General features: G+C 55.2%; 14 protein-coding genes. 5 read left to right on the forward strand and 9 right to left on the reverse strand.

What is annotated here, in order from left to right:
• Positions 1–105: 105 nt before the first annotated feature.
• The 4 genes from Q399_RS0104445 to Q399_RS0104460 all read left to right on the forward strand — a co-directional run bounded on the left by Q399_RS0104445 (position 106) and on the right by Q399_RS0104460 (position 6,555).
• A complete protein-coding gene (locus Q399_RS0104445; RefSeq protein WP_051685730.1) occupies positions 106–2,106 on the forward strand; it encodes a bifunctional 5-dehydro-2-deoxygluconokinase/5-dehydro-2-deoxyphosphogluconate aldolase in 2,001 nt (666 codons plus the stop codon).
• On the forward strand, positions 2,103–3,965 hold the full coding sequence (iolD, locus tag Q399_RS0104450; protein ID WP_031566028.1) for a 3D-(3,5/4)-trihydroxycyclohexane-1,2-dione acylhydrolase (decyclizing): 1,863 nt from the start codon (positions 2,103–2,105) through the stop codon (positions 3,963–3,965). Before Q399_RS0104445 ends, iolD begins: the two co-directional genes overlap by 4 nt.
• 9 nt (positions 3,966–3,974) lie before the next feature.
• Positions 3,975–5,489: a CoA-acylating methylmalonate-semialdehyde dehydrogenase gene (locus tag Q399_RS0104455; RefSeq protein ID WP_031566030.1), complete on the forward strand. Its 1,515-nt coding sequence runs from the start codon at positions 3,975–3,977 to the stop codon at positions 5,487–5,489.
• 649 nt (positions 5,490–6,138) lie between these two features.
• Positions 6,139–6,555, forward strand: coding sequence for a DUF4279 domain-containing protein (locus Q399_RS0104460; protein WP_031566032.1), 417 nt, complete (start codon positions 6,139–6,141; stop codon positions 6,553–6,555).
• Between the two features lie 974 nt (positions 6,556–7,529).
• Here the strand turns inward: Q399_RS0104460 and Q399_RS0104475 are convergent.
• Complete coding sequence (locus tag Q399_RS0104475; protein WP_031566036.1) at positions 7,530–8,045, reverse strand: GNAT family N-acetyltransferase; 516 nt, start codon at positions 8,043–8,045, stop codon at positions 7,530–7,532.
• Positions 8,046–8,227: 182 nt separating this feature from the next.
• Positions 8,228–8,746, reverse strand: coding sequence for a hypothetical protein (locus tag Q399_RS0104480; RefSeq protein WP_031566038.1), 519 nt, complete (start codon positions 8,744–8,746; stop codon positions 8,228–8,230).
• 627 nt (positions 8,747–9,373) lie between these two features.
• Between Q399_RS0104480 and Q399_RS0104485 the strand changes: the two genes are divergently transcribed.
• The gene (locus tag Q399_RS0104485; protein WP_157836221.1) at positions 9,374–10,060 is read left to right on the forward strand and encodes a PEP-CTERM sorting domain-containing protein; all 687 of its coding nucleotides are present in this window, start codon (positions 9,374–9,376) and stop codon (positions 10,058–10,060) included.
• A gap of 119 nt (positions 10,061–10,179) precedes the next feature.
• Here Q399_RS0104485 and Q399_RS0104490 read toward each other — a convergent pair whose 3' ends face one another.
• From Q399_RS0104490 to Q399_RS0104520, 7 genes are read right to left on the reverse strand one after another with little or no spacing between them, the layout of a single operon-like run.
• A complete protein-coding gene (locus Q399_RS0104490; protein WP_031566040.1) occupies positions 10,180–11,754 on the reverse strand; it encodes a phosphoesterase in 1,575 nt (524 codons plus the stop codon).
• On the reverse strand, positions 11,751–13,493 hold the full coding sequence (locus tag Q399_RS0104495; protein WP_051685733.1) for a glycoside hydrolase family 28 protein: 1,743 nt from the start codon (positions 13,491–13,493) through the stop codon (positions 11,751–11,753). Before Q399_RS0104495 ends, Q399_RS0104490 begins: the two co-directional genes overlap by 4 nt.
• A complete protein-coding gene (locus Q399_RS0104500; protein ID WP_051685734.1) occupies positions 13,493–14,677 on the reverse strand; it encodes a Ca2+-dependent phosphoinositide-specific phospholipase C in 1,185 nt (394 codons plus the stop codon). Before Q399_RS0104500 ends, Q399_RS0104495 begins: the two co-directional genes overlap by 1 nt.
• Positions 14,678–14,699: 22 nt before the next feature.
• Positions 14,700–16,019: a sugar MFS transporter gene (locus Q399_RS0104505; RefSeq protein ID WP_031566045.1), complete on the reverse strand. Its 1,320-nt coding sequence runs from the start codon at positions 16,017–16,019 to the stop codon at positions 14,700–14,702.
• Positions 16,016–17,332, reverse strand: coding sequence for an N-acetylglucosamine-6-phosphate deacetylase (locus Q399_RS0104510; RefSeq protein WP_051685735.1), 1,317 nt, complete (start codon positions 17,330–17,332; stop codon positions 16,016–16,018). The genes Q399_RS0104505 and Q399_RS0104510 overlap by 4 nt, the downstream gene beginning before the upstream one ends.
• Complete coding sequence (gene nagB-II, locus Q399_RS0104515) at positions 17,329–18,330, reverse strand: glucosamine-6-phosphate deaminase NagB-II (protein WP_031566050.1); 1,002 nt, start codon at positions 18,328–18,330, stop codon at positions 17,329–17,331. The genes Q399_RS0104510 and nagB-II overlap by 4 nt, the downstream gene beginning before the upstream one ends.
• Positions 18,330–19,325 (reverse strand): glucosamine kinase nucleotide-binding domain-containing protein, encoded by a 996-nt coding sequence (locus Q399_RS0104520; RefSeq protein WP_051685736.1) that lies wholly within the window; start codon positions 19,323–19,325, stop codon positions 18,330–18,332. The genes nagB-II and Q399_RS0104520 overlap by 1 nt, the downstream gene beginning before the upstream one ends.
• Between the last annotated feature and the right edge of the window lie 14 nt (positions 19,326–19,339).

A 19,339-nucleotide genomic window follows, 5' to 3' on the forward strand; every position in this document is an offset into this window, starting at 1 on the left:
CATTCTAATCTGACGAAGATTTTAGCAACGCTGCCAGCGTGCTTTTTTAATTGGCCACCGGTAGCAAATGCGATTAAAACAGCTTTTTACAGCAGGAGTCAGCGGGTGACAGCACTAGTTTCAGACAAAAAGCTCGACGTGATTTGCTTAGGCCGTGCCTCGGTCGATTTGTACGGCCAGCAGATTGGTGACCGGCTACAGGACATCAGCTCTTTCGCCAAATCACTCGGCGGTTCGTCCTGCAATATTGCCTTTGGCGCAGCGCGGCTTGGCCTGAAAGCCTCAATGCTGACGCGGGTTGGCGACGAACAATTTGGCCAGTTTATCCGTGAGGAGCTTAAAAGCGCCGGTTGTGACGTCAGCCATGTGGTGACAGATCCGAACCGGCTGACGGCGCTGGCAATTTTATCGATTAAAAGCAAACAACAATTTCCGCTGTTGTTTTACCGCGCTGATTGCGCCGATATGGCGGTCGATGTCAGCGATTTTGACGAAGCCTATATCGCATCAAGCAAAGCGCTGCTTATCACCGGCACGCACTTTTCCACCGCTCATGTGGACCATGTCGCCCGCACTGCTATTGGTTATGCCCGCGCCAACAATACCAAAGTAATTCTGGATATCGACTACCGCCCGGTGCTGTGGGGTTTGACCCGGCCCGGCGAAGGCGACAACCGTTTTGTCAGCAATGACAGCGTCAGCGCGCATTTACAGTCGATTGTGCCTTTGTGTGACTTAATTGTCGGCACCGAAGAAGAAGTGCATATCGCCGGTGGCAGCACCGACACTATCGCTTGTCTGAAAACTTTGCGCCGCCTGACTGACGCGGTGATTGTGCTCAAACGTGGCGCCGACGGCTGCAGCATTTTTGACGGCGCTATACCGGATAGCCTCGACGACGCCTTTTTTGCTGCTGGTGTGCGGGTCGAAGTGCTGAATGTATTAGGCGCCGGCGACGCCTTTATGGCCGGTTTCCTGCGCGGCTGGCTGCGCGGCGAATCTTTTGAAATGGCCTGTACCTACGCCAATGCCTGCGGCGCTTTAGTGGTGTCGCGCCACGGCTGTGCCCCGGCCATTCCAACGCCGGAAGAGCTGGATTATTACATCGCCCGCCAGCACGCCATAAAAAGACCGGACATCGACAGCGAACTGAATTACCTGCACCGCGTCACCACACGCCAACCGGCGCAGTGGCCGGAGCTGTGTATTTTAGCGTTTGACCATCGCAAGCAATTTGTTGAGATGTGTGAAGCGACAGGCGCCAGCACTGCGCGGCTACCGAAACTGAAACAGCTGATTTTGCAGGCCGCACAGGCTGAAGTCACAGTGCTGCAGCTGACCGCTAAGGGATATGCGCCGGGTGTGCTGATTGACGATACTTTTGGTCAGGACGCGCTCAATGATGTAACCGGGCTTTTTACAGAACAGCAAGCTGGCCGCTGGTGGATTGGCCGGCCGGTGGAAGTGCCGGGTTCACGCCCGCTGGAGCTGGAAGGCGGCCGCTCTATCGGTTCACGCCTGGTCAGCTGGCCGCGCAGCCACACGGTGAAATGCTTGGTGTTTATGCACCCGGACGATGCGCAAGCATTATGGCAGCAACAGGCGCGGCAAATTCAGGAGCTGTATCAGGCCTGTGCCCTGTCCGGCCATGAGTTATTACTGGAAGTGATCCCGCCAAAAGATTTGCCGGTTGACGATTTAACCGTGTGCAACGCCATGGCGCAGATTTATCAGCTGGGCGTACGGCCGGACTGGTGGAAATTACCACCACAAACAGCTGCCGGCTGGCAAGCCGTCAGCGACCTTATTCAGCGCGAGGCGCCGCATTGCCGTGGCGTGATTTTACTCGGTCTGGATGCCCCTCTCGTCGACCTTTGTGCGGCCTTTGCTGCTACTGCAGCCTTCCCGGTGTGCCGTGGTTTTGCCATCGGCCGCACTATTTTTGGCGCGCCAGCTAAAGCCTGGTTAAGCGGCGAGATTGATGATGGACAGTTGCAGACGCAGATCCGCGCCAATTATCGCCAACTGACTGAAGCCTGGCTCGCACGCAAGCAAGCGGCAGATCACAGCGCCACAGGTCCTCATGAAGCAGGAGCATCTTTATGAAAAACCCTAACAGCACCATCCGACTGACCATGGCGCAGGCGTTGGTGAAGTTCTTAAGCAACCAGTTTATCCAGCAGGACGACGGTCGGGTGGAACCGCTATTCGCCGGCGTGTTTGCCATTTTTGGTCACGGTAATGTCGCAGGTCTGGGCGAAGCGCTGTATCAGGTGCGCGACACACTGCCGACACTACGCGCGCACAACGAACAGGGCATGGCGCATGCGGCCATTGCTTTTGCCAAAGCCAACGACCGCCGCCGGCTGATGGCCTGCACCACATCTGTTGGCCCCGGCGCCACCAATATGGTCACCGCCGCCGCACTGGCGCATGCCAACCGCTTGCCGGTGTTGCTGTTGCCGGGCGATCATTTTGCCAACCGTAAACCTGACCCGGTGCTGCAGCAAATCGAAGATTTTGGCAATCCGAATACCGCCGCCAGCGACTGTTTTATCCCGGTGAGCCGCTATTTCGACCGCATTAACAGGCCTGAGCAGCTCATTCATTCATTGCCGGTTGCGCTGCAAACGCTGCTCGACCCCATCAACTGCGGCCCGGTCACGCTGGCTTTGCCGCAAGACGTACAGGCAGAAGCTTATGGTTATCCTCAAAGTTTCTTTGCAGCCACCACACACCGGCCACGTCGCCAGCCGGCCGATGCGGCTGAGATTTTTGATGCGCTGAAGCTGCTCAGTCAGGCGAAAAAGCCGCTGTTAATTGCCGGTGGCGGCGTGCTGTACAGCCAATGCGCTACGCAGCTGGCCGATTTTGCCGCCCGTTATGGCATACCGGTGGCGGAAACTCAGGCCGGTAAAGGCAGCCTGCACTGGCAACATCCGTGCGCGGTCGGCGGCATTGGCGTCACCGGCTCGGCGGCTGCCAATCAACTGGCGCAAGAAGCGGATTTGATTATCGCCGTCGGTAGCCGGCTACAGGACTTCACCACCCAGTCCCGCACCGGTTTTGCCGGCAAGCCACTGCTGCAAATTAATGTGGCGGCATTTGATGCGCACAAACATCAGGCGCAGCCTTTGGTGGGCGACGCCCGCACTGTGCTGAAACAACTGGACGACGCGCTGCAGGCCGGTAACTGGCCGGAGTCGTCGCCGGTTGATAGCCAATGGCTTGCTCACGCCCAAACGCTGAATCAGCAGTGGCAGCAACAGTACGAAGCACTGACCCAAGCGCCAGTAAGCGGCTTGCCGTCAGACGCTCAGGTGCTGGGCGCGATTAAACGCCAGTCGCAGCCAAGTGATGTGGTGGTCTGTGCTGCCGGTGGTTTGCCGGGCGAGCTGCACAAACTCTGGCGCGCCGAAGGCCCGGGCAGTTATCACCTCGAATACGGCTTCTCCTGTATGGGTTATGAAATTGCCGGTGGCCTTGGCGTCAAACTGGCGGCACCTGCGCGCGAAGTCTTTGTTGTGGTCGGTGACGGCTCTTATCTGATGCTGAACTCCGAATTGGCCAGCAGCGTGATGTTGGGGCAAAAAATTATTGTGGTGCTGCTGGATAACCGCGGCTTTGGCTGCATCAACCGGCTGCAGCAAGGCTGTGGCGGCGCGCCCTTTAACAACTTATGGCGCGACTGCGAAGGCAGCGCACCGGATATCGACTTTGCGCTGCATGCCCGCGCTTTGGGCGCGCTCAGTGAAAAGGTCGGCAATGTGGCCGAGCTGGAGCAGGCCATCAGCCGCGCCCGCGCCGCCGACCGCAGCTATCTGATTGAAATCAAAACCGATCCGGCCGTCAGTACCGACAACGGCAGCTGGTGGGACGTTGCCATTCCGGCCGTGTCCAGCCGCGACGAAGTGCAACAAGCCTTCGCCCGTTATCAGAGCCAACAACAACAGCAACCTTATTAAGGCGTTTTTATGCAAACTCTTCTGCATTTTATCAACGGTAAACCAGAGGCCGGTCACAGTGAGCGCGTGGCGCCGGTGTATAACCCAGCCAGCGGCGAAGTGATCCGTCAGGTCAAACTGGCCACTGTCGCCGACACCGAAGCCGCCATCGCCAGTGCGCAGCAGGCTTTTGCCAGCTGGAGCCAGGTGACGCCCCTGAACCGTGCCCGCGTGATGTTTAACTTTAAAGCGCTGCTGGAACAACACCGCGACGAGCTGGCCAAACTGATTAGCCAGGAGCACGGCAAAGTCTATTCTGACGCACTAGGCGAGCTGACCCGTGGCCTCGAAGTCGTTGAATTCGCTTGTGGTATTCCGCACCTTTTAAAAGGCGAGCATTCGATGAACGTCGGCCGTGGCGTCGACAGTTTCAGCCTGATGCAGCCGCTCGGCGTCTGCGCCGGCATCACGCCGTTTAACTTCCCGGCGATGGTGCCGCTGTGGATGTTCCCAATCGCCATCGCCTGCGGCAATACCTTTGTGTTAAAGCCATCAGAGCGCGACCCGTCGCTGCCGCTGCGTCTGGCTGAACTGCTGGTTGAAGCCGGTCTGCCGGCCGGTGTGTTTAACGTCGTCAACGGCGACAAAACCGCCGTCGACGTGCTGCTGACCGACCCACGGGTGCAGGCAGTGAGTTTTGTTGGCTCTACCCCTATCGCCGAATATGTGTACGCCACAGGTTCTGCCCACGGCAAACGCGTGCAGGCTTTAGGCGGTGCAAAAAACCATATGCTGGTACTGCCGGATGCCGATTTAGACCAGGTGGTGAACGCCCTGATGGGCGCGGCCTACGGCTCAGCTGGTGAGCGCTGTATGGCAATTTCCGTCGCGCTTTGTGTCGGCGACGAAGTTGCCGATGCGCTGACAGCAAAACTGGCAGCGGAAATTGCCCAGACCAAAACTGGCCCAGGCACCGGCCCCTTTAGCAAAGAGCAACCGGAGCCGCATTTAGGCCCGTTAGTCAGTAAAGAACATGCAGCCCGTGTGCGCGGTTATATCGACAGCGGTGTCGAGCAAGGCGCGACTTTGCTCTGTGATGGGCGTGAGGTTAAAGTTGAAGGCCAGCCACAGGGTTATTTTGTTGGCCCCACCCTGTTTGATCACGTGACGCCAGACATGCGGATTTACCGCGAAGAGATTTTCGGCCCAGTGCTGTCTGTAGTGCGGGTCCCGTCTTTTGCCGAAGGTTTGCAGCTGATTAACCAACACGAATACGGCAACGGCACCGCCATTTTCACCGCCAGCGGCGAAGCCGCCCGCGAGTTCGCCGCCCAGGTGCAAGCCGGCATGGTCGGCATCAACGTGCCTATCCCAGTGCCAATGGCCTTCCACAGCTTCGGCGGCTGGAAACGCAGCGTATTCGGCCCGCTCAACATGCACGGCCCAGACGGCGTCCGTTTCTACACCCGGATGAAAACCATCACAGCCCGCTGGCCAACAGGCCCGGTCACCGGCAACCAGTTCTCAATGCCGACAATGAAGTAAGGTGTTGGTGTTGTTTTAGAAAACCAAAGTCCGGCCTTGCTGCCGGGCTTTTTGTTTGTCGGCTTCGATGATTGCGATAGCCCTCAGTCACTGTGATGAGCAAGTTTTATAATTTTGGAAAGAATGAATTCGCTGCGAATCCGCAGCAAACGGCACGGACGATTACACAAGACTGGGCGTCACACGCACGCCGTGAATACATCCATGTAGGCTCCTCTGCGGCATCCCTGCCGCAGAGGGTCTGCTTTAGTAATCCTCCGGCCGCTTTGACAGTTCTTTTGGAACAGCGGCGGGCTTCACTTGTACGTATCTACTTACAAGAATTGGATCTGTAGGTATCGGCTAGCGAAGCGCCGCCGTACATCTTTGAATTTCCTCGCGAACATCACGGCGGACGATATCAAGATGATCGCCACAAGACTGGCGTCTCAAGCCCCTGAAGACACCATCCGGCAAATGAAAATTTGATGTGCAATCACAAATCAAAGACCCCCTGCACGCGTTCGCTTTCTACAAAGAATGCACCAGACGCAAAGGCTTGAGGTCTGTATCCTTTTTCGGTAGTGTGAACTAATGTTAAAAAAATCAAAGGCACAGCGCAGGCTTAAAAGCATGTATTTTGCATTTGATTAATATGTTGGGGCCTTTAATGGGTGCACTTGAATATTCACAAGCAACACTCCGGATCTTCGGGGATGATTTAATACCTGACGACATTTCAGATTTACTTGGCGCCAAACCCACTAAAAGTAAAAAGAAAGGTGATGAAGAGGTCGGTAAAACTAGTGGAAAGGTTCGGATTGCCAAAACAGGTAGTTGGCATTTACATGCTCAAAAGAGAGAGCCTGAAGATCTAAACGCCCAGATTGAGGAAATTTTATCCCAGCTAACAAGTGACTTTGATACATGGGAAAAACTCCGCGAAAGTTACAAAGTTGATATGTTCTGCGGCTTGTTTATGGGCAACTCGAATGATGGTTTGAGCTTGTCACCTGAAATCATGTTGGCACTTGGCCAACGTAGAATTGGTTTAAGTTTAGATATTTATAATCGGTCGTATAACTGAGGCGGTTGTCGGCCCTAACAAGCAAATGTTAATCGCCCACGCTGCTCATGGGCTGCGACGGCAAAACGCATGCGTGTTTTCCCGCGCTAAATTTGGTAGTTCGGCGTCACAGTCGCATCCGGAGCCGCTTTACATGAGAAACTATTGGAAGACTCGTTATTTGAGGCGCTTACTTGGCATAGCGGCCTGGTTTAGCTCAACCTGCTACGCCGCATCCAACCTTGAGGACTTTTCGTACGACGCAACTGTAGCCGTGAACCTCTCTAGCTTAGTGATTGCCGACTTCATAAAGGTCCAAACCCCGCCATTGAAAACCCCAGCTAGGGATACCGTACAGACTGGCTCGTTCATTGATCATGCCGGAAGGCGCTTCGTGTATGTTCTTTTTCGTGAGCCAGACGGTAACGGCGTATATAACGTCGTTTCTGAGATATGTACTGGCTTCGGTACTGCAACTCATGAGTACCACGTTTCGGACTATGGAATTTCTGCCTATTCAGCGGAAGAGCTCATACAAAGCTATAGAGCAATGAAAACGGACCGTACCGCAGATCTGCCATCGGCGTGCCCAACGTCCGACGAGTTCAAACAGCCATGATCGTGCTTACATCATGCGTTGGTTCAGTGACGCCGAACAACTCGTTGCACTCGATGTCACTCTGACCCCAAAACGCACTGTTTACTCTCTATAAGCTGCTATCAGCAAACCCCAACAAAGCCAGCATCGGCATCCGCGGAGTGAGCGATCAAGAGTGAGCGCGGGAGGCGCGAACGGGCGAACGCAGTGGTGGCGGTGTTGGCTTTGCCACGATACGCGTCCTTACCCGCTTCAAGCGCTTGTTTATAAAAGTAAATAAAGCCCATACAACACTTCAACCGGCGACGTTGCCGGGCTTTTGCATAATCAGCATCGTCGCTGAAAACTTTATAGTGTAAACACAGGCATGCTCAGAAAGTGCCTTGACTATCATTAACTAAGCTTGGTTTACAACGTTCGGCAGCAGCACATGCACAGTGGCGTCGCGGCCATCCGGATCTGGCAGAGTATGGCTGACCTGAAATTGCGGCATGCTAAACAGCTGTTGCCAGAATGCAATGGCATCGGCGCCGTCATTGAAGGTCGTAATGGTCCAGGGGATACAGCGCTGCGCCATAAAATGCTGCACCACCTGGCGGGCGATGCCGCGGCGGCGAAACCGGCTCATGATAAACAAGTCGGCCAGCTCCTGCGCTTCGGCAACCGCATCCGACGGTTCTATCAGCGCAAAGCCTGCAGGGGCGTCGTCTATTTTCAGCAGATAAGCACTCCAGCGTGGCAAGGTCCAATATTGGCCAAAATAGTCGGCACACATCTTATATTTGCCGTCAGCTTCGACGTCATAGCCGTCGTAATTGGAAGTGTCGTAACAATAAAACTGGAACAGGTTCCAGATGGTGGTTTTATCTTCAAGCCCGGCGGGCAGAATTTCTAAGGCGGGGACAGCAGTCATCAAATTACATCCCATTAAAATTTGATGCAGTTTAACAACAATCATTCTGTTTTCAATAAGGCGGTAAAGAGAGGCTGGTATCCAGGCTACCACTACTATTCAAGCTTTCTATTTTGCAATCAATCCGCATAGCAACCGCACATCAACTGACGTTTTTTATCCAGTTAGCTGATTATCAACAGTTATGGCATATCTGGATCAGCGGTAGTGTTTGCAAGCCCTTTCGGCTCAGCGATGACATCCGACCAGGACACAACACTACAACTCCATTCGTTGCCTACAACGTGTTGGCAGCTTTGCCTGATAGTTTTCGAGTCTTTGGCGACACATGCGGCTAAGTTATGTTTATTAACAAGCTCCAGGCCCAAGGCCTTACAGTTGTCTGTTTTTGCTAAAAACGGTTCGATATATACGTTCTTAAAATAGAAGAAATCGTACAAGCTCTTCGCACCTGACGCGGCCAAGCCCATGACTATCACAATCGGGATCACTTTGATGATAACAGGTGTAAATTTTGCGACTAAAAAGCCAATGGCACCGGCAACTATCGAGATAGCGACCAGCAATAACAAGTTTGGCTGCCAGAAAAACAGCTCGTTGAACACAAAGACTGAGCCGGCGAATAAAACAACCGCTGTGCCTCTGATGAGCACAGTATCCGAATCCTTCAGGTCTTTGTGTGATAGCCAGTTAATCAACATTTCGCCTCCATGCTCAGAGCACCATTCAGTTCTAAAAAGCGGTAACAGAGAACGGCTGAACAGCTGCGTTGCCACAGCTCGAAGGAGCACCAGTATTCCTTCGGTTTTTCGCCTTGCCTGAGGCAATATCAGGTGGCTCAGCGGCTCACTGCTTAACCTATATTGTGCTCTGGTTACAGCCTTGACTGTATTACATTTTTTCGCCAACAACAATTGGCTGAAACGACATACCGGACCGCTTATGATTGGGCAAAAAGATCTGAGGTCATCACGAGTTTTGTAGAGCTGCGGGTACAACTAACCTGTCCAGGTTTCCTTTGTTGGCCCCCTCATTCCGTGACAACCAGAGGTTCAGACAGCGCCAAATGTCAGCAATTCAATCAATACTGCAGTCCCCATATTCCAACCAAGCCAGCCGTGGAGCCTGCGTTCAGGAGTGATCGCGGGACGCGTGAATGGGCGCTAACCGTGCTGGCGGGGTTCAAATATTTACAATGGTTGTCAGAACACTTTACACATAAAAGCACTTAATTTATTAGATCTTAATAATATTTATATTAATCAGTAAGTTAATTTCATGGCATCTATTATGCTATGTAACCATAGATTCAGCTTAGGAGTTTAAAAATGAAAAAGACTATTCTTCTCTCTCTCAGTATGTTGCTCGCCAGTGTTGCTAACGCCGGTGTTATTGACACCACAGCAGCCTGGAACAGTGCCGGACAACCAAATATCAGTCCGTTCGGTCAACCGGAAACAGCCACCTATGGTCAAACGTTTACAGCAACGGCGGCACTTGGTAGCAAAATCGATAGTTTTTCTTTTTATCTCAGCAATGTCGCTTCAAGTAACACAGCTTTTGCTGCCTATATCGCACGTTGGGACGGCCTGAAAGCTACTGGCCCGATTTTGTACAGCAGTGCCTCTAACTGGATACCAACAGGTCAAGCCGGTTTTACTAAGTTTAGTTTTAATACCGGTGGCGTCAGCCTGACTGCGGGACAACAATATGTCGCTTTTCTGAGCGCTTCGGGCTTGGGTGCCAATGGCAATACCACGACGACTATGGGTTTCTTATCAAATCCGGCGGCTTACACGGGTGGTGCTTTTGTGTTCTTCAATAACAGCGACTTCTCGCAACTGACCACCACCACCTGGGATAACTTTTTAGGTAATTATGGCGATGCAGCGTTTGAAGCATCGTTCTCTGACCAGGCTGCAGCTGTGTCAACTCCTGGTAGCATGTCTTTGTTTGGCATCGCAACTTTACTGCTCGCCGGTGGTATTCGTTCACGGCAACGCCAGCAACGTTAATCTGCAACTCAAGCCACAGGATAAAAAAGCCAGCGCCTAGCGGCCTTTTATCCTGTGGACGCCAATCCCCCCATACCAATAGCTGTTGCTGCCTGTTATAAACGACCGTAAGTTACGCGTTATTTTTGCACCTCAATAAACACCGGATTGCTGTAAAACCACAAATCGCTCCAAGGGTTTTCGCCTTTGGTGTCGGCTTTGGGTTCCAGCTCGTCGCGCAGGTTGGTGCCGCGCAGGCGGATGTACTGGCTTTGTTGCAGGTTTTTCAGCGAGTAACTGAGCTGATAGACCACGCCGTTACTGTCGTCGGATACTTTTTTAAACTCAGTCTGGTCAAAGCGCTGCAGCACACGGGTTTGTGGTGCTTCGTCAGCGTTACGGTCAGCTGCAGGGCCTGTGACTTGGCCGCCTATGACATCCAGTCGGGCCACTTGTGGTCGTTCGAGCCCGCCGTTTAAAGCGGCCGGTACGCGAAAGCGGATTTGCACTAAAACGTCGCTGCCGGCTTTGATCTGCAGGCTCTCACCGGCTTTTGCTACTTTTGTGCTGTCAGCGCCCAGCCCTTGGGCGCCCTGCTCCTGCATGCCCTGCTCTTGCACACTGAGATCCAGCTCGTCGATTAAATCGCCGGTGGTGACAAAGATGGTGCCGTTTTTCAGCGCTGCAAAAATGGCGTCGTAGTTTTTGTCGGCCAACACATAAGTTTTGGCATATTGGCCGGGCCAGAAATCGGCCCAGCCGTCGGTGTAATGGCCGTGACTGTCGGAGACACCAGTCACCCAAAACCGGCGACCTTCGCTTAATAAACTGTCCCAGACCCCGCCCAAGCGCGCGGTCATCTGATCATAACCGCCGTAGGTTGGATGGTCCGGGTATTCGCCGCGGATGCCGTCTGGTTTTGGGCTGCCGTCCGCGTTTAAGGTGGCGGCCTGATGGCCCTCAGCGGCCGTCATGCCAATCATCACGCCGGGCGCTGTGTCCTGCCAGTCGCGTAATTGCTGCGGCGTGATTTTAAAATATTGCCGAAAACCCCTGGCGAGGCGCGCCGGGTGATTGGCGAGCAGCAACGGTGGATCTGGCAGCTGCGCCATCGCCGCAAGCGCTTTTAGCATATAAGCATCTTCGGCTTTTTCCGGCGCCGGCGGTACGCCCTGACGGCCGTTGTAAATCCGCTCAATGCTAAACAGTTGCTCGGCTTCATTCGGTCTGCTGTCTTTAACGACCGCATCAGGCCGGTACGGCATAATCAAACTGGCGTGACGGCCGCCCGGCGCGTTACCCGGCACGTCGAATTCCATGCCATGAAACTGCAAAATCTGCGGCAGCGCGCGCCGTGATGCCAGCAGTTCCGGATATGCTTGTTTTAACGCCAGCTCAGCACGGTTAGGCCCGCCATGGTCGGTCAGCACTATCCAGTCGAGGCCATAATGGCTTGCCATCTGGGCATTGAGCGGGATCGAATATTTGGCATCGCCGCCAATAATAGGTTTGGGCGGAAACACGCTGTTGTCCCATTTCACACTGTAATGGGTGTGGATATGGTGGTCGCCGGCCAGCCAGTGTTTTGCCGGCTTTGCTGCCTGTGGCTGGCTCTGTGATTGCTGGCCTTCTGATTGCTGACTCTGCTGCGCACAGCCCGTCAGCGATAAAGCGACAGCAAGGCTTAGCGGCGTAAAAAACAATACATTCTTCATGATTTTTTCTCTTTCGCTGCAGGCACAAACTGCAGCGTGGCATTTTTATCAGGCCCTGCCGCCGTTTCAAAATAAGGCGCCAGCGGTTTGACCAAAGCGATACCGCCATTGTCTGCACTCAGCAGTTCAGCGACGCCACTTTGATTGTCGCTGCTAAGCGCCAATAACAACGGCTGCGGCACATTTTGCAGTACCAGCTGCGGTCGTTGTGTGCCGGCGAAATGGGCTTGCTGCAGGCTCAGCCGGCGCACATCATCCAGCACCAGCGCCGGGCGAAAATCGGCGTCGCGACAGCGGATTTGGATGTTTTTCAGCTGCAGCCCATCGACGTGGCGGACAAACAAGCCATAAGCCGGCAGCTCACCAAACATGCTGTACTCCGGATAAGCCGCGCGTTCCTGCGGCACCAGATGCAGCTGATGCCAGGGCCGGTAGGCCATGCCGCTATTAGCGCGGCCCGGATAGCTGATGTCGATATTTTCCATCGCTACGTCATGCACCTTGGCATCCGGCAGGCCGGTAATGGAAGCAGGAATGGGGTTATGCAGCGCGTTCAGCAAAGGCCCACGCACCTGATAGGCCAAATCGGCCGGGCCAAAGGCAATACTGGCTTTGAGGTTGCGGATCCGCACATTGCGCAAAGTGCCGACCGCTTTGTCAGGCGCCACGCCCATATTACGCTGGCCCAGGCGGATAAACAGTGCACAGCCGACGTGCTGCGCATCGATACCGTCGACTTCGACATCTTCTAAAAATGCACCATCAACGCTCTCTAAAGCCACCGCGGCGCGGTAAGTATCAAACACCACGATGTTGCGGATGCTGACACGGCGAAAACCGCCTTGTGATTCAGTGCCAAACTTGACGCCATTGGCTGAGGAGCGCACCACGCAGTCGCGGATCTCAATATCTTCGTTGTACAAACCCTTGGTCGATTTCAGGCAAATCGCGTCATCGGCGGCATTGATAAAACAGTTGCTGACCCGTACTTTGCGACAATCGTTGATATCGATGCCGTCGTTATTCCAGTAGCAATCACTATCAACGCGGATACCGTCTATGACCAGATCGGTACAGGCGCCATAGTGCTGCACCCAGGCTGCGCTGTTGGCGATGGTCAGGTCATAAATGCGGATGTTCTCGCAGTGGGTAAAAGCGATGACTTGGGGGCGGTGATTGGAGCGGTTACGCCACAGGTTAAAATCCGGCTCGATGCGGCGCCCGGAATGATGTAAATCGCTGATATTATTGGCAAGCTGGCGACCTTGCCCATCTACGCGGCCTTTGCCGCACAAAGCGATGTTGCTGGCCTGGTCGGCCCAGAGCAGCGCATGCAGCTGGCCTTGTGCATCATAATAATCGACGATATCGACGCTGCCCAAAAGCACTGCACCTTCATCAAACTCAAGTTGCACGCCGCTTTTAAGCTGCAAAGCGCCGCTCAGATACTGGCCTTCACCAAACTGCAAAGTACCACCTCCGGCGGCCGCTAAGGCATCAATCGCTTGCTGTAGCGTGGCAGTGATTTTGCTGCTGCCATCGGTAGCCACACCTAAGCTTTTGACCAGCACCCTTTTGCCGGCAGGCAATGCTGGTCTGTTATTGTGTTTAGCCAACTGCAGATACAACTGTTCAAATTGCGCCAACCGGCTTTGTGGCTCGGCCCCTGCTTTTGCCAGGAGCGGCGCAGCGGCAGCAGCGGCCAGCGCCGATTGCAGAAAAATACGACGGGTCAGCATCAGGGAGTTCCTCTGTTATGGCAAAACGCTTCGGTAAAAGGCCGGTCCGGCAGGCGAAATTGCTGCGCGGGCTCGCCTTGAGGCGCGCCTGAATAAAAATCCGATGAAATAAACTGAGCGCCACTTTTAAGCGCATGGGTAAAACGGGCTGGATGGAGCACGTTGCCGTCATCACTGCGGGTACGGACTAACAAGCCTTGTGCCAGCGCGCTGGTGATGTCAGCTTGCTGGCTTGCCGGGTCATTCAGCACTAATATTGCCGCTTCGTCAGTATCAGCAGGATAATTGCCAAACATCAGCCGGCCTTGCAGCGATGGGTAACCAGCGCGATACAAAGCGAGTTGCGCCGGCGAGCCGTCAAATAACAGCACAAAACGCCCCGCGGCCTGTTTTAACGTCGGCCAGCCATGCTGTCGCAGACTGGCCGCAAGGCTTAATGGCGCCTGACGCACATCATCCGGTATCAACAACCGGTTTCGACCGAGGCCTTGCAACCACAGCTGTTCCAACGCCTGATAATCAGCCGCAAGCCATGCCTCAGCCTGACTTGCTTTTGCCGCCAGAGTCGCCGGCAAATAAGCGCCGGCGCCCTGCTCGCGGATATTGATCACAATCAGTACCGGCCAGTGTCCGGGGTTGGCCTCTGACCATTGCCTGAGTGCCCCTACACAATGACGCGCATCGGCGCAGTGGCTGGCGAAATCTATGTCCGGCAAATGCAGCACTTTAAAACCGGGCTTTGCCAGTGACGGCGGAAGATACTGAGCGACCAAATGGCCGATTGCAGCCATCGCCTGCTGCATTTCCGTGGCAAACAACGGAGCGGCGTAACGCCCCCCCTGCGCATCTTTAAGAAAGTCCAGCTCCAATAAGCGCAGCCCCTGATTGAGCTGCGCCGTCAGACTGGCGTGGCCATATTCGAGGCTGCGCAGTTTTTGCCGGGCGGCCGCTTGTTGCTCCGCAGGGATCAACGCCGCGACGCGCGTGGCCACCCGTTCATAATAAGCCGGCGGCAACACCGGTTTAAAACTGTTATGGGAACCGAGCCAGCGCGCCTGGTTGAGCGGGCAATCCGGCAAAACTTCAGGCACTGCAGATGCCTGCGAAGCGACGCAGCAACAAAGACCAAAAGCCAGCCTCAGGCTAGCCTTGATCAGACGCTTTGGCTGAAGCAGCAGTTTCATCTCACCGCGTCCGAACTCATCATCAGTGCGCTCTCGCCACGACCGGTTTGTGACCAGCCAGCGCGTAATAAAGAATAAAGGCATAACAGGGCAATAGCAGCAGATAAGCCTGTTGATGTCCCTGCGCATCGGCCAGCGCACCATACAGCAGCGGCAATACCGCGCCGCCGGCGATCCCCATGATCAGCAAGGCAGCCGCTTTCGGCGTTTTATCACCCAGCCCTTGCAAAGCCAGTGGCCACACCGTTGGCCAGACCATTGCATTGGCAAGCCCCAACAGCGCCACGCAGCTGACAGGATCCGGCAGTAACGGCAGCCCGGTCCAGCCCCACAGCACAGTCGCTATCACTTGACTGCTGCGGTCCAGCAGCACAATAGCCAACGTCAGCACCAAACCGAGTAAAGCCGAAGCCTGCAGGGCTTTTGCCTGCGACAGCCAGCGCGGGATCAGCACCAGCCCCAGCACATAACCCACTACCATAAAAAACAAGGTAAAAGATGCCAGTGACAACGCATTCGGCAACCCAAGCGCCTGACCAAAAAGCCCAATGGTGTCACCGGCGATGACCTCTACGCCGACATAACAAAACAGCGTCAGCACGCCTAAACGCAAATGCCGAACTTGTAATACTTCTGCAGTAGTGACTGTACGCACCGGCACCGCGTCGGTTAAAGCCGGCAAATGCACCTGACGTAAAAACAACGCCAACAGCGCCATGGCAACCGCGATGCCAGCGTAAGGTAATACTAATTGCTCAGCCAGCATGGCAAGCTGCGCTTCTTGCTCAGCCGGCGCGAGCGCGGCCAGACTTTGTTGATCAATATGCGGTAAACCAGCCAGCACCAACGCGGTAAACACCAGCGGTGCCAGCACACCGGCGCTTTTGTTCAGGATGCCCATCAGGGAGATCCGCGCGGCGGCAGATTCAGCCGGGCCTAATAGCACCAGATAAGGATTGGACGCCGTCTGTAACAACGTCAGGCCAGCGCCGACCACAAATTGTGCCAGCAAAAACAACCCAAATTTGGCCGATAAAGCTGCCGGGATAAACAGAGCACAGCCCAAACCAATCAGGCCAAGCCCGGCCGCCATCGACCGCTGGTAGCCAAGCCGCGCCAACAACGCCGACATCGGCAGCGCCATCACGACATAGGCGATATAAAACGAGAAAGCGACCAGCAGAGCCTCAAACTCGCTGAGCTGACAGACTAATTGCAAAAACGGGATCAAGGCGCCGTTGAGCCAGGTGATAAAACCAAAGACAAAAAACAGTAAGCCAATCAACAGCAGAGGCTGCAAACTTGAGGCGTTGGTGGGCCGTACTGAAGCGGCATTCGTCATAACAGTTCCTTATCAGTCAAAGTGTGGGCTGCAGTGGCAGTGCCTTGTTCAGCCATAGTCACGGCGACGCCGCCAAGCCAGATCTGGCTGATTTGCCAGTCTGAGTCCAGTGCAAGTAAATCGGCACGCGCACCAGGCCTTATCACGCCAAACGGCAGGTCAGCAGGCGTTAATGCCGGTTGGATCAGCAAAGCCGGATTGCGGCTGCAGGCGCTAAGACCAAGCTCTGGCGACAGTTGTAAATCAGCAATCAGATGATGTAACGCACTTTGCATATCCAGGGCAGAACCTGCCAGGGTGCCATCTGGCAGACAGAGTTTGTCGCTGCCGCGCAGACCACCCAAGGCACCGCCGGGGCTGGCCGGACGCCGTTCAATCCGGCTGTCACCGTATTGCAGCTGCTGCAAAGTGCTGCCGGTATGCGCCATTGCATCCGTCACCAGCACCAACCGCTCCTGCCCCAGATATTGCGCCATCAGGCGGGCGCTGGCCGGATGCAAATGATGATGGTCAAGAATTAAGCCACTGAAAGTGCCCTGCGCAGTCAGCGCAGCGCCGACCATACCGGGTTCACGGCTGGTTAATGGCGACATTGCATTCATCAGGTGAGTAAAACCGCGGGCACCGGCGGCGACTGCGGCCATGGCCTGCGGATAACTGGCATTGGAATGGCCCAGACAAACAATGACACCTTGCGCACACAGTGCACTGATTTGCTCAGGGCTGACTGTTTCCGGCGCCAGTGTCAGCATGACGATGCCAATATCTTTGCGGCTAAACAATGCCAACTCAGCTGCTGACAAAGGCCGGATCTGCGCAGTCGGATGGATCCCGGGTTTGCTCCCGGATAAATGCGGGCCTTCAAAATGGATCCCGGCAACAGTATGAGTCAAGCCGGCAGGGTCCGCTTGCAGCAAAGCGGCAACCGCATCGGCGGCTTGTTGCATCACCCGGAGATCGTCGGTGATGAGTGTTGGCAGCATTTTTGTGGTGCCATAAGCCAGATGTGCCCGGCTCATCTGTTTAAGCGCCGCCACATCTGGCTGCTGATTCAGCAGCACACCGCCGCCACCATTGACCTGTACATCAATAAAGCCGGGCACCAGACAATGCAGTTTTGGCACGCCCGGCGGTACTTGTCTTTCTTCACAAGGCTCAACAGCGCTGATCTGAGCGCCTGTGACAGTCAGGAGCACCGGCCCCAGCCAATCGGAGCCGTCAAAGCAGCGCCGGGCAAATAACTGCGTCAGCGCTGGTGCTGCCGGCTCATGTCTTGCGGCCGATCCGCCGCTTTCGCCAACTTGCACCTTCATACCGTACTGGTCACTTTATTGAGGCCCTTAGGCGCATCAGGATTGAGCCCCAGCAGCTGCGCCAGAGCCTCGACATCCAGATAAAAACGTTGCATCAGCAACAAAGGCTGTAGCCTCGGATGCACCTGATGCTGCAACGTTATGGCCAAATTCAGCACTTCCCCGCCGCGGCGGCGCACTTCATCGATTTGTTGCTGATGTGCTGCAGCCGACTCGTCCTCAATCGCAGCATTCAGTAGGACTAACGGCTGATTTAACAGTGAAATCGGGCCGTGCAAAAACTCAGCGCTACTGAAAGCCTCCGCCTGAATGCCGCAGACTTCTTTGATTTTCAGCGCGATCTCCCGGGCAATGGCATAACCAAAGGCCCGGCCGAGAACCACACAATGCCGGCTTTGTTGTAGTACACCAAATTGTGGGCGGCCCGGTTGGCGACAAACTTCGTCCAGCTGATCCGGTAGCTGACTCAGCGCCGCCAGCAAAGTTTCATCCTGTTTCCACTGTGCGACCAGCATCAGTAATGCCGACAAAGTGCACAGGTAACTCTTGGTCGCGGCAACCGCACGCTCAGGCCCGGCAAGCAGCGGCAACGTATGATGGGCCAGCTGGGCCAGCGGTGAGCTGGCATCATTAACCAGCGCCACCACTAGTGCTCCGCTGTCACGGGCGGCACGGGCTTGCGCCAGCAAATCTTCACTGCGGCCTGATTGGGAGATCAGTAACACCAAGGCCCGGTTGAGCTGCAGCTTGCGGCCAAACAAGCTGGCGACTGAAGGTGCGGCAGCCGCCACCACTAACCCCAGTTCGACTTCAATCAGATAGCGGGCAAACACACCGGCATGGTCAGAAGTGCCGCGGCCGACGATATAAACAAAAGCAGGAGCAAAATCACGGATCTGCTGCGCGAGGCTGGCACATAAAGCCTGGTTTTGTTCCAGTTGGCAGCGGATCCGCGCCGCGGTTTCACGGGCTTCCTGCTGCATTAAAGACATGGTCATCACGCAATACTCCGGGTCGCTGCCGCCGGACACTCAGGGCCGTTGGCATTTGCTGAACATTCAGATTCTGAGAATTGAGGCTTTGCAGGTGGCTGCGCGGCCAGTTGCTGTGCCAGCAGCACAGCGCCGGCTTCGGGTGGGGCCGTTACCGCAGATAAGTGCTGCTGCCACTCATCGGCAAGGAATTCTTTGATGGCGCCAGCTACGCCGCCGGCCATGGCGATTTGTCTGGCTCCGGTTTGCTGCAGCCGACGCAGCAAAGCTTCAAGGTATTGCACGCCATCCCTGAGAATATCCTGCGCAGCCTGGTCTTTTCGCTGCGCAGCCGCGAAAACCGCCGGGGCCAGGGTGGCAAATTCCGTCGCACGAAAATCCCGGCAGACGCTGATCAATGCTGTGGCCTGTTGGGGGGTGTTAGACAGCAATTTACTGACCACTAAAGCACTGAGCGCACTTTCTTGTGCCACGCCATCCAGTACATCGAGGGTATGGCTGACAGCACGCCAGCCAAGCCAGGCGCCGCTGCCCTTGTCGCCCAGTGGAAAGCCCTGTGCACTGAACAGCGACTGCTGGCCATTGACGACCGAAAAGGCTGCGGTACCGGTGCCACAAATCAGCATGGCGCCATCGGCGCCGGCATGGGCACCGAGGCAGGCAATATGCAGATCTGTGGTCAGATGTAACCAGGCAAACGGATGTTGCCACTGCGCAAACATAGCTGCTGCTGCCGGTAAATTTGCGCCGGCAAGGCCAGCCACTACCCCGCACTGCGCCAGCGCCAGCGGCGTTAAACCAGCCTGTTGCAGCAGTTGTTGGCAGACATCGAGGATCGACCGGACAGACTCTGACAAATCTGTGGCGATATTGGCAGGACCAGCCACAGCTTCGGCCAACACAGTGCCATGTAAATCAGTCAGCCGTGCTTTACATTTTGTTCCGCCGCCATCAATACCCAGGTAATAGCGAACCTTGCTGGCGGAATTGCTTAACTGCATCTGCTTCACCCGCG

It is taken from the genome of Rheinheimera texasensis DSM 17496 (genome assembly GCF_000711985.1).
In the GTDB taxonomy this organism is placed as follows: Bacteria; Pseudomonadota; Gammaproteobacteria; order Enterobacterales; family Alteromonadaceae; genus Pararheinheimera; species Pararheinheimera texasensis.